Here is an 11,598-nt window from a genome sequence, read left to right as displayed (position 1 = left end):
CGTTTTAGATTACTAGTTCACCACTTAATATTCGAACTGCCGAACCCGCAATTGCAACATCTTTTATTTTTGGTGTAACGTATAATAATCCACCACGTTTTGAAAGCTGTTTGCTAACAATCCTTTCCTTTGATAATTTTTCACACCAGTAAGGTCCTAATGCTCCATGAGTGGAACCATTTACATGGTCTTCATCAATACCTTGTGCTGGGGAAAAAAATCTTGAGACAATGTCAATTCCCTCATCCTTAGCAACACTCGTTATACAAACACCACGTACAGGAAACTGTTTCATCGCAGGAAAATCAGCTTTAAAATCTGCAATATACTCTTCGTCACTTAATTCCACTATATAATCCAATTCTGTTTTCCCTACATATGTCGGTTTCATTCCAAGCCATTCTTCAAGCTCCGAAGGACAGTCAATCTCTTCTAACCGATACTTCTTAATCGTTATTTCAACTAGTTCATTAAACCAAATTGCTTTCATAGGACCACTTAAAGTCTGGAATGTAATTGAAGAATTGACGGGCACAATCCCTTGTTGCCAAAGTAAAAAAGCACTGGCAATTGTTCCATGTCCACAAATCGGTATTTCCTTTGCTGGCGTAAACCATCTAAGAAAAAAATCATTATCCTTCTTTTGGACAAAAGCTGTTGTTGGTACGGAAATCTCCTGAGCAATTTTCTGCATAGTTAACTCAGGTATTGTTGAATCAAGTAAACATACTGCAGCTGGATTTCCCTTGTAAAGTTCTGTAGTAAAAGCATTGACGATAAAATATGAGACTTTGTTCAATTTTTTTCACCCCATATCACCTGTAGTACTGAAAAGACTCTAGACAATTAATAAAAAAAGTAATAGTATTCATTAATAATTATTATTATATTCTGAAAAAGGTGGACGTGCATGGAATTCTCAAAAAAACTACAGCAACTCCCAACTCAATTTTTTGCAGCACTCGTGCAAAAAGTAAACGCTGCTCTAGCAGAAGGGCGCGATGTTATCAATCTTGGTCAAGGTAATCCAGATCAACCCACTCCTCCACACATTACTAAAGCACTACAGGAGGCAGTTGAAAATCCTCAAAATCATAAATACTCTCCATTTCGTGGTTTAGCAGAGTTACGTCAAGCAGCAGCTGATTTTTACAAACGTGAATACAATGTTGACATTGATCCCGAGACTGAGGTAGCTATTCTCGGTGGTACGAAAATTGGTCTTGTTGAGCTACCGTTAGCTGTTTTAAATCCTGGCGATACAATACTATTACCTGATCCTGGCTATCCAGACTACTTATCAGGTGTCGTATTAGGTGATGTTCATTTTGAAGTCATGCCACTTTTTGCAGAAAATAGTTTCCTACCGGATTATCATGCTTTATCTGATAAAGCGAAAGAAAAGGCAAAGCTTCTTTACTTGAATTACCCAAATAACCCGACTGGAGGTACTGCAACCCTTGAATTTTTCGAGGAAACAGTACGCTTTGCAAAAGAGCACAATATTATCGTATCACATGATTTTGCCTACGGGGCGATTGGATTCGATGGCAATAAACCTATCAGCTTCCTGCAGGCTGACGGTGCAAAAGATGTCGGCATTGAAATGTATACATTATCCAAAACGTATAATATGGCAGGCTGGCGTATTGGTTTTGCAGTTGGTAACCCAGATATTATTGCAGCTATCAACCTTATTCAAGATCATCTATTTTGTAGTCAATTCCCTGCAGTGCAACAAGCCGCAGCAGTTGCGCTTACTACTTCCCAGAGTTGTGCGGATGAGCTAAGAGCAACTTATGAACGTCGTCGAAACGTTCTTATCGAAGAAGCACAGCGAATTGGTTGGCAAGTAACCGCACCAAAAGGCTCTTTCTTTGCATGGCTCCCTGTTCCATTAGGTTATACGAGCGAGCAATTTGCCGATTTATTACTCGACAAGGCTAATATCGCCGTAGCTGCTGGCAATGGCTTTGGTCAATATGGCGAAGGTTATGTGCGAGTTGGTTTACTCGTTAGTGAAGAACGCTTACGTGAAGCAATTAGCAGAATTGAAAAATTAAACTTATTTAGTTCATGAACGCTTCTTTCGCCTGCCTGACCTCAATAAGTCAATCGGTCATTTTTGCATTTCTATCCGTCACTTTGGAGTAGCTATCCGTCGCTTTGACCGTTCTATCCGTCAACTCAGCCTAGCTATCCGTCCCTTTAGCCATTCTATCCGTCAACTCAGCCTAGCTATCCGTCCCTTTAGCCATTCTATCCGTCAACTCAGCCTAGCTATCCGTCCCTTTAGCCATTCTATCCGTCAACTCAGCCTAGCTATCCGTCCCTTTAGCCATTCTATCCGTCAACTCAGCCTAGCTATCCGTCCCTTTAGCCATTCTATCCGTCTCAACCTCAAAAAAGGGCTACCTCACTATTGAGGCAGCCCAATTTTTTATTGAATTACACCTAGCTCACGGCCAACTTTTTCATAGATTGCTAGCGCATCGTCTAGCATTTCTTTTGTGTGCGCCGCTGTAGGCATATTACGAACACGTCCTGTGCCTTTAGGAACCGTTGGGAAAACGATTGATTTCGCGTAGACACCTTCTTCAAATAAACGATGTGAAAACTCCTGCGTAAGCTTTTCATCGCCAATAATACATGGTGTAATCGGTGTTTCAGATTCGCCAATATTAAAGCCTAACTTAGCAAGACCCGCTTTTAAATAGTTGCCATTTTCCCAAAGCTTATCGTGAAGCTCTGTTGAGTCAATCAGCATTTGCACTGCCGCTGTAATCGCAGCAACATCGCCTGGTGGTAATGCTGTTGAGAATAAAAATGGACGTGAACGTACTTTTAGCCAGTCAATTAAATTCTTTTTACCAGCTACATATCCACCAACAACGCCAATTGCTTTAGACAGTGTACCAATTTGGAAGTCGATTTCTTTTTCTAAACCGAAATGCTTCACTGTACCCTTCCCTTTACCAGTTACACCTGAGCCGTGTGCATCATCAACATACGTAATTAAATCAAACTCTTTCGCAATCTCAACAATTTCTGGTAATTTGGCAATATCACCATCCATTGAGAATACGCCATCCGTAATAACCATGATTTTATTGTATAAGCCTGATTCTGTTGCTTCTTTTGCCTTTGTACGTAAATCGTCCATATCCGAGTGATTATAGGCAATAATTTTCGCACGTGATAAACGACAGCCATCAATAATGGATGCATGGTTTAATTGGTCCGAAAGAATCGCATCATTTTTATCCATTACAGCTGAAATAGCCGCCATATTACAGTTAAAGCCTGATTGGTAAGAAATAGCTGCCTCTGTTCCTTTAAATTCAGCAAGCTTTTCCTCCAATTTTACGTGTAAATCAAGCGTGCCGTTAATCGTACGAACTGCGCCAGCTCCCACGCCATATTTATCAATTGTTTCTTTGGCAATACGCTTTAATTCTTCATTTGTTGCTAAGCCAAGATAATTGTTTGAAGATAGATTGATTAGGTTTTTGCCACGCACCTGAATGATCGGTCCGTTTGCTCCTTCTACTGGATCAATTTCATTGTATAAGCCTTGATTGTGTAAGGCTTGTAGGTTTTCATCTAAAAATGCATTCAATACTTTCGACAAGCGTATCATCCTTTCCTAGGAAAACTGTTCTAGCTCCTAGTGTAGCACAAGCACGCTATTTGAAAAATTACTTTGTTAATCTTTCGAAAAGTGGGGCCGTTTTTTCTCGCCAATGAGATGACGATATACAATTATCTAATAATCGACGAACTGTATACTCTGCTTCGGCATATCGCTTGGAATAACCCATTGCATCCTGAATGGCTTCTTTATACTTTGCCCGTATATCCTCGATTTTAGCCTCCGCTTCCTGTGAAAGCGCACAATGTTTTCCTATATCAAAGATTTCATCTCCTAGTCTTCCATCCTGTGGATCAAATACATGTGGCTCTGTACTATCAAAGATGCAGAAATTTAATTCCGGGATAATGACCATGTCAACAGAGCTCGCATCTAAGCCACACCAAACAATTTGTGCATCTAACCCTCTCGCATTTGCTTCATCTGCTATTCCCTTCATTAAAGAAGATTTACCTGTACCTGGCTTGCCTTTAATCATTAATCTTCTAGTTAAATTTTTTGTCATGCTTTCTACTGTATTTTCGGCGCCCCTTGGTGTTAATGTTCCAAGTAAACGATGTGTGCGCATTCCTGTTTTATTTAAGACCATTGTTTGGAAAACATCTGTCTTTAAAATATCCACTTGGTCATTTAATGCTTGCCAGTTCATACAGCTCTGTGTGACTATTTCCCAATCATCATGAATCTTTATAGCTCTATCAAGCATCCAAATACATTTCTTACGCCATAATTCTCGTTCCTTCATTGCATCAGAGAGCTGTTCACCAATTTTTTCAAGCTGGTTTTCTTCTAAACAATCGTAAAATGACATTACACGATGCTTTGTTCCGAGAAAAATTGGTTCAATCCCCCATTCCGATGACCATACAAATAGTCGATTACACCCTCGAACGTACACAGCCTCCACAACATCCTCTAGCAAAGCATGCTTAAACCACTCCACTGATAAGCCCTGCTTGACATAAAAATAACCGAGCTCTTTAAGCAGCTCCGATCCTTTAAACGTCGGCGCGCCCTGCAAAATATAAACTAATTCTGCCTCTGCCATCATTTCTTTATATAAATGTTTAATCCCTTGCCCAGTCAGTGCGTGTCCAAAATAATAGGTCACATTTCCGTTCAATATCGTTCCCCCTTTACCTTATGCCATGCATTATATGAAGTTACTTTAAAAAAAATGAAAAGCTACTTATATCTTTAACAGATAAAAGTAGCTTCCTATTTAATAGAATGGTTTCATTTCCTCGACATTGCCAATACACTTCATTAATACCTTCCGACAATAAGGTAATGAATATTGCACAATATAGCCTGATGTTAAAGCAATGACCACCGTACCAACGCCAACGGGACCACCAAGTAACCAGCCAACAATTGTGACAAACACCTCGATACCCATTCGTGCTGTTTTAATTGTCCCACCAAACTTTTCAACAAGAATCATCATTAATGTATCCCGCGGCCCCGCTCCCATATTCGGTGCAATATACATCCCACAACCAAAGCTTAAAACAAATAAACCCACTACAAAATATGTTACCTGTAAGCCATAGCTATTGGTGGACGGCAATATCCAATTAAAAACATCTATAAATGACCCAATCAGTAACATATTAAGCCATGTCCCTACCTTTGGCCATTCTCGCAAAACAATTGAAGTTGAAACAACAATTAAAAGCCCAGTTAAAATAGACCAAACACCAATTGATAAACCAAAGTTCTGAAATAAACCTACATGCAACACATCCCAAGGGCTCGTTCCTACGACTTTCCCTTTAATGGACATTGTAATTCCAAGTGACATCACCATTAAGCCACCAATAAAAAATGTCCACCGCCACCCCGTAATTTTTCGCATTTCATGTTCCTCTTTCTATGTATGATATTGCTCTAACTTTACCATATTTTCTACAAAAATCTCGAATTATGAATTTTGGTTGATTCCGTTGAAAAGAGATTCAACCCGAGCGGTTCTGAGGCCTACCCGATCATTTTTACACCCAACCCGAGCGGTTCTTCCCGCTACCCGATCACTTTCTCACCCAACCCGAGCGGTTCTTCCCGCTACCCGATCACTTTCTCATCCAACCCGAGCGGTTCTTCCGGCTACCCGATCACTTTCCATTCAGCCTGAGCGTATCTGCCACCTACCTGACATCCCAAATAAAAAAACTACCCAACCTATCATTCTTGGGTAGTAGTAATTGGTGCGAGCTTTGCCTTTGTCACAGCTACTAAATCATCTAGTTGGACATGGATTTGCATGCCGATTTTTCCTGCGCTCACAATAATATTTTCTTGCACTTGAGCCGACGCATCAATAACTGTCGGATAAAGCTTCTTCATTCCTACTGGTGAGCAACCCCCTCTTACATAGCCTGTATAGCCGAGTAGCTCTTTAACAGCAAGCATTTCGATTTTTTTCTCGCCAACGACTTTGGCCGCTGCTTTTAAATCAAGCTCTTCAGCCACAGGAATAACAAAGACAAAAAGCTTTTGGGCACTTGCCTTTGCTACTAATGTTTTGAAAACACGAGAAGCTGGGTGACCAATTTTTTCAGCAACCGAAATTCCGTCAACTTGGCCGTCACCCGTCTCATATTCAATTACTTCAAATTGTATTTTTTGCTGCTCCAACAATCTGATAGCATTTGTCTTTGCATGCTTTGCCTTTGCCATGTTAACAATCTCCTATCTCTAGCATTAGGCTATCATAGAGAACATAGAATCTATTTCTGGTTGATACCCGTTTTTCGCCATTTGAATATGAGCGGCATATTTTTCAGAAGCATATTTAAATGTTCGTGCCTTGAATGCCTCCTCATAACTCTTACCGAAAATTGTATCTGCAAATGGATCCAATTTCAATTCATTCGAAAAACGTTCTGGCACTTTGACTTCAATCACTTCACGTACAAAAACAGGCTCATTAGCATCTATTTCACTTTCATCAACTTCTTGGCCATTTAATTGCGCTTGCATGTGCTGTATTTGAGCATTTGCACTTGCCGCTACACGTAAATCCTGTGGTGATAGTTGTAGCGGTACTAGTGCTGCATTTCGCACTTGCTCTAGAATTTGTAACTTCTCATTGGCATTTGCATCGTCTACTGTTGGCACTTCTTTATCTAAATGCTCTGCTTCAAGAGTATCTGACTTTTGCGTTTGCTCACGAGCAAGCACATCCTTTTTCATTTGCTGCAAATCCTGAATGATTGCTTGCTGTTGGGGCGTCACTTCTTTTGATTCCTCTTTTTGTTGCTCGTAGAGGTCTTGATCCGTGTGCCCTAGTAGTAAATTTTCTAGCTCAAGCAATACCGGATTTTTCTTGGGCTGAAAATACAGTGCGTTTTTTCGATATGCATCACCCGCTTCTTTTCGCTGCAAAATCTTTTTACGATTATAGTGTGATGAAATTCTTTCTTGTTCTATTAGGTTTGATAGTTTCATATTTTCACCTCGGCTTTCTAATTTAATATGCAAGTTAAATAGAAAATATGATTCTATTTTCTATTTACTATACATAGACAATCTGAACAGTTTCTGTACACTAATTATCGGAATTTTCTTTATTAAATTCAAGAGCAAATTACTACTAACCTCCTAAAGAAATAATTCACTTTCCACAAAATAGGCATAAAGACCTTTCTTGAAATCCGTTTTTCCCATTCGTTTATTACTTCAATTATTAATTTCAATAAAAAATTATTACTGTTATCACTTTTAAAATAGTGGGAATTCACCATAAGAATGGCTCATCACCATAACTTTTGGTGTTGAGCCACAAAAAAACAGCCCTTTTGCAAGGACTGTTTCTATCTATTTTTTTTAGGTTTAATAAGTATACTTTTATAGGCTAAATAGCCAAGCCATGCGCCAAGCGTATTTAAAATCAAGTCATCAATATCTGTTGACCCAACCCTAAAAATAAATTGTACAGTTTCTACCGCTAGGCTGGATAAAAATCCCACAAAAATAATTGACCAAGCTTTTCGGTATTTTTTCGATAATAATGGTAGTAAAAAGCCCATCGGAGTAAATATTAATAAATTGCCGAGCAAATTGATAATAATGATGTCCAGATTAAAATACTGGGAGTAATTTATATAACGAAGAATTGTTTCAAAGGGAACAAAATTTGTTGTTAATCGCCAGTCACTATAATCAAAAAGCCCTAATTCTACAAAAGTGTATTCACCCTTGACTAACATAATGACTACATTCACTAGACGATCAATGACCAATTTATAAAAAGCTATAGTTGAATAGATACTGAAAAATATCCAACCTGCTATCTTTATTGGTAGATAATATGTATCTATCAATGCACGATAAGGTAATGGTAGCTTGGCATCACCTTGCACATTTGAAATGTTATTTTTTTGCATGCCTGTACCACCTACTTCCCTTTATCCTCCCCTATTTTAATATGCACTACCTCCTCATGCAATAGCTAACCATATATTTATATTCCAACACGTCCATTTGCATTCTAAAAAGCTGCCTCAATTGAGACAGCTTTTTTATAAATGGCTTTATACTGGATTTACTCCATGCTTGCGCTCTGAGAATAATAAATACTTGGACATATAAAGCTCTAAACGTGATTCAAGTGCTTTTCTTAAATCATTTGGCTCAATAACATCGTCAATGATAAGCTCTGAAGCTAGACGGTAGACATCGATTTCCTCTTGATATTCCTTGCGTTTCTCTGCAATAAAGCTTGCCTGCTCTTCTTTTGGAAGTTCAGCAATTTTATTTGCGTAAACTGCATTGACTGCAGCTTCAGGGCCCATTACAGCAATTTGTGCGTTGGATAGCGCAATACAGCAGTCTGGCTCAAAAGCAGGACCAGCCATTGCATATAGCCCAGCACCATATGCTTTACGAACAATAACCGTTAATTTAGGAACAGTCGCCTCGCTCATCGCAAAAATCATTTTTGCTCCATGGCGTATAATCCCAGCTTTTTCAACTTGCGTACCAATCATAAAGCCTGGTACATCTGCAAGGAAAAGAAGAGGAATATTAAACGCATCGCAAAGTGAAATGAACTTTGCTGCTTTATCAGCCGAATCGTGGAACAAAACGCCTCCCTTTACGCGCGGTTGATTGGCGATAATTCCAACCGATTGCCCATTAATGCGCCCAAGCCCTGTAATTAATTCTGGAGCGAATAATTTTTTCACTTCACAGAACGAATCTTCATCAATAACACGTTCAATTAACTTATACATATCAAATGGAACGTTTTGATTTGTTGGTATTAGTTCTTCAATAGACTTATCAAATGAAGCTGGTGGCTTCGGTGTCTCAACCTTACTGCGCTCTGCATAGTTATTTGGAAAATAGCTTAAATATTTACGCGCATAAGTAATAGCTTCCTGCTCCGTTTTTGCGAGCACATCTCCGCAACCAGAAACGGAACAGTGCATTTTCGCTCCACCCATCGTTTCTAAATCTACCTTCTCACCGATAACCATCTCCGCCATACGTGGAGACCCTAAATACATCGATGCATTACCTTCCACCATCACTACGATATCGCAGAATGCAGGGATATATGCACCTCCTGCTGCCGAAGGTCCAAACAGTAAGCATATTTGAGGAATTTTACCTGAAAGCTTTACCTGATTATAGAAAATACGCCCTGCTCCTCTTCGACCAGGGAACATTTCTAATTGATCTGTAATACGTGCACCTGCTGAATCGACTAGATACAGTAAAGGGCAATTTAGCTTTTCTGCTGTTTCTTGAATACGGATCATTTTTTCTACTGTACGTTTACCCCAAGAGCCAGCTTTAATCGTCGAGTCGTTTGCTAAAATGCAAACAGTGCGACCATGGATTTTACCGATTCCTGTTACAACGCCATCTGCCGGTAAGTCACCCGCTAAGCAGTTTGCATACAGACCATCCTCTGATTGAAGCCCATCATCTAATAATAATTCGAGTCGTTCACGTACAAATAGTTTTCCTTGTTGTGCATTTTTATCGTGATATTTTGGTAGACCACCTGCTAAAATTTGTTCCTTCATTGTTTTAGCCGTATTTTCTGTCGATACATTGCTCATATTTAATTCCTCCCTTTGCCCAATCGATTACGCGTTAGCACTTCTCTTTCGTGCCAAGAATTAACAACATGCCTGGATTTTATAAAAAACCATTCAAAATCCACCATATTCAATCAGAGTCTTTATTTTTGATTCCATACCATTGTTGCTAGGTTACTGCTTTCATTTCTTATTTCCCTACATATTGCGGTTCTCGCTTTTCTTGGAAGGCAAGCAAGCCCTCTAAACGGTCTTCTGTAGGAATCAGAGCATTATATGCAAGTGATTCGATTTTTAAACCAGTAGCTAAATCTACTTCAACACCTTGATTCATAGCGATTTTTGCCTGTACTAAAGAAAGCGGTGCATTTTTTGCCATTTCAAGTGCAAGCTGTTGAGCCTTTTCAAGTACTTCATGTCCTTCATAAACGTACTCGACAATACCGTAGCCTTTTGCTTCCTGTGCATTTAATCGACGTGCTGTATAAATTAATTCCTTAGCTTTTCCAATGCCAATGAGCCGAGGAAGTCGCTGTGTTCCCCCTGCTCCAGGAATAATACCGAGAGAGGTTTCCGTAAGGCCTATTTTTGCATGTGTAGCTGCCATACGTAAATCACAGGCTAACGCTAGTTCGAGTCCACCGCCAAAAGCAACGCCATTTAATACAGCAATCACTGGCTGAGCGAGCGCTTCTACTTTTGCTACTGTTGCACCGATTAATTGCACAATTTGCTTGACTTGTCGGTCTGGCATCCCTTTACGTTCTTTTAAATCTGCTCCTGCGCAAAAAGCTTTTTCTCCTGCTCCTGTCAGTAAAACAACTCGCACTGCCGGATCGCCATTAATTTTGTCGAGTACTGCACTAAGTTCTTGGAGTAATTGTACAGACATGGCATTCGCAGCTTCGGGTCTTGAAAGTGTAATAAGCCCAATGCTACCGTCTAATAATTCAAAACGAACGAGTTGCGTCATAATTGACTGGCACTCCTTTCATTACGGGCAATTGCCATTTGTTTAGAGGCAACTGTCTTCCCTAGTTTCTGTTCAATAAATTGAGTCGCCTCTAGCACTTTATTTAGTTCTACACCTGTTTTAATACCCATTTCATCTAATAAATACAATAAATCCTCTGTGGCTACATTGCCTGATGCTCCCTTGGCATATGGACAGCCCCCAAGCCCACCAAGTGCACTATCAAATTTGGTCATCCCCATTTCTAAGGATTTCACAATATTTGCCAATGCCGTGCCACGTGTATCATGAAAATGCATCGCAAAATTTTCTGCCGGATATCTTTTTAGTAATTCCTCTAAAAGACTTTCCACCTGTGTTGGTACGCCAACACCAATCGTGTCACCAAGTGAAATTTCATCGATGCCCATTTCTAATAATTTTTCTGTTACTCGCAAAACCTTTTCTGGTTGTATGTAGCCTTCATACGGGCATCCAATCACTGTTGAGATATAACCTCGCACTTTTTTATGTGCTGCCTTTGCCCCTACAACTACTTCCTCTAATATAGGAAATGTTTCATTAATTGTTTTATTAATATTGCTTTCATTATGACTTTCACTCGCCGACATAAAAACGCTCACTTCATCTACATCAGCCTGCAATGCACGTTCTAAGCCACGCATATTCGGGACTAGTGCTGCATACGTTATATCTTTTTGGCGTTTAATGGCTTGTAGTACTTCCACTGCATCTGCCAGCTGCGGAATCCATTTGGGATGCACAAAGGACGTTACCTCGATATAATTCAATCCAGTTTGACTAAGTAAATTCACTAGCTGTACTTTATCGGCAGTTGTCATATGCGTCTTCTCATTTTGTAAACCGTCACGGGGACCTACTTCCTTTAACGTTACATGCTTTGGTAGCTGCATCAAGAA

11 protein-coding genes are annotated in these 11,598 nt (G+C 39.7%); 1 reads left to right on the top strand and 10 read right to left on the bottom strand.

The window, feature by feature from the left end:
* Positions 1–4: 4 nt before the first annotated feature.
* Entirely contained in the window at positions 5–799 is a 795-nt protein-coding gene (locus QUF91_RS03110; protein WP_285398293.1) for a PhzF family phenazine biosynthesis protein, read from the bottom strand.
* A 111-nt stretch (positions 800–910) separates the two neighbouring features.
* On the opposite strand from QUF91_RS03110, the gene QUF91_RS03105 reads away from it, so the two are divergent.
* Positions 911–2,080 (top strand): pyridoxal phosphate-dependent aminotransferase, encoded by a 1,170-nt coding sequence (locus QUF91_RS03105; RefSeq protein WP_289416818.1) that lies wholly within the window; start codon positions 911–913, stop codon positions 2,078–2,080.
* Between the two features lie 360 nt (positions 2,081–2,440).
* On the opposite strand, the gene QUF91_RS03100 is transcribed toward QUF91_RS03105, so the two are convergent.
* From QUF91_RS03100 to QUF91_RS03060, 9 genes are all read right to left on the bottom strand, one after another.
* Positions 2,441–3,640, bottom strand: coding sequence for a glycine C-acetyltransferase (locus tag QUF91_RS03100; RefSeq protein ID WP_289416817.1), 1,200 nt, complete (start codon positions 3,638–3,640; stop codon positions 2,441–2,443).
* Positions 3,641–3,698: 58 nt separating this feature from the next.
* On the bottom strand, positions 3,699–4,775 hold the full coding sequence (locus QUF91_RS03095; RefSeq protein ID WP_289416816.1) for a nucleotide kinase: 1,077 nt from the start codon (positions 4,773–4,775) through the stop codon (positions 3,699–3,701).
* 99 nt (positions 4,776–4,874) lie between these two features.
* The gene (locus tag QUF91_RS03090; RefSeq protein WP_285398297.1) at positions 4,875–5,510 is read right to left on the bottom strand and encodes a YczE/YyaS/YitT family protein; all 636 of its coding nucleotides are present in this window, start codon (positions 5,508–5,510) and stop codon (positions 4,875–4,877) included.
* 326 nt (positions 5,511–5,836) lie between these two features.
* Positions 5,837–6,331, bottom strand: a complete 495-nt coding sequence (gene ybaK / locus QUF91_RS03085) for a Cys-tRNA(Pro) deacylase (protein ID WP_285398298.1) — start codon at positions 6,329–6,331, stop codon at positions 5,837–5,839.
* Between the two features lie 24 nt (positions 6,332–6,355).
* Complete coding sequence (locus QUF91_RS03080; RefSeq protein WP_289416815.1) at positions 6,356–7,102, bottom strand: hypothetical protein; 747 nt, start codon at positions 7,100–7,102, stop codon at positions 6,356–6,358.
* Positions 7,103–7,467: 365 nt separating this feature from the next.
* The gene (locus QUF91_RS03075; protein ID WP_285398300.1) at positions 7,468–8,040 is read right to left on the bottom strand and encodes a VanZ family protein; all 573 of its coding nucleotides are present in this window, start codon (positions 8,038–8,040) and stop codon (positions 7,468–7,470) included.
* A gap of 147 nt (positions 8,041–8,187) precedes the next feature.
* Positions 8,188–9,726 (bottom strand): acyl-CoA carboxylase subunit beta, encoded by a 1,539-nt coding sequence (locus QUF91_RS03070; protein ID WP_285398301.1) that lies wholly within the window; start codon positions 9,724–9,726, stop codon positions 8,188–8,190.
* Between the two features lie 169 nt (positions 9,727–9,895).
* A complete protein-coding gene (locus QUF91_RS03065) occupies positions 9,896–10,678 on the bottom strand; it encodes an enoyl-CoA hydratase (RefSeq protein WP_289416814.1) in 783 nt (260 codons plus the stop codon).
* Positions 10,675–11,592, bottom strand: a complete 918-nt coding sequence (locus QUF91_RS03060; protein WP_289416813.1) for a hydroxymethylglutaryl-CoA lyase — start codon at positions 11,590–11,592, stop codon at positions 10,675–10,677. Before QUF91_RS03060 ends, QUF91_RS03065 begins: the two co-directional genes overlap by 4 nt.
* Positions 11,593–11,598: the final 6 nt, after the last annotated feature.

The organism is Lysinibacillus sp. G4S2 (genome assembly GCF_030348505.1).
In the GTDB taxonomy this organism is placed as follows: Bacteria; Bacillota; Bacilli; order Bacillales_A; family Planococcaceae; genus Lysinibacillus.
This window is presented reverse-complemented; position numbering and strand designations above follow the sequence as displayed.

Excerpts from the sequence above, each read along its gene's own strand:
- QUF91_RS03105 (WP_289416818.1), top strand. The coding sequence starts at position 911 with ATGGAATTCTCAAAAAAACTACAGCAACTCCCAACTCAATTTTTTGCA.
- QUF91_RS03100 (WP_289416817.1), bottom strand. The coding sequence starts at position 3,640 with ATGATACGCTTGTCGAAAGTATTGAATGCATTTTTAGATGAAAACCTA.
- QUF91_RS03090 (WP_285398297.1), bottom strand. The coding sequence starts at position 5,510 with ATGCGAAAAATTACGGGGTGGCGGTGGACATTTTTTATTGGTGGCTTA.
- ybaK (WP_285398298.1), bottom strand. The coding sequence starts at position 6,331 with ATGGCAAAGGCAAAGCATGCAAAGACAAATGCTATCAGATTGTTGGAG.
- QUF91_RS03080 (WP_289416815.1), bottom strand. The coding sequence starts at position 7,102 with ATGAAACTATCAAACCTAATAGAACAAGAAAGAATTTCATCACACTAT.
- QUF91_RS03075 (WP_285398300.1), bottom strand. The coding sequence starts at position 8,040 with ATGCAAAAAAATAACATTTCAAATGTGCAAGGTGATGCCAAGCTACCA.
- QUF91_RS03070 (WP_285398301.1), bottom strand. The coding sequence starts at position 9,726 with ATGAGCAATGTATCGACAGAAAATACGGCTAAAACAATGAAGGAACAA.
- QUF91_RS03065 (WP_289416814.1), bottom strand. The coding sequence starts at position 10,678 with ATGACGCAACTCGTTCGTTTTGAATTATTAGACGGTAGCATTGGGCTT.
- QUF91_RS03060 (WP_289416813.1), bottom strand. The coding sequence starts at position 11,592 with ATGCAGCTACCAAAGCATGTAACGTTAAAGGAAGTAGGTCCCCGTGAC.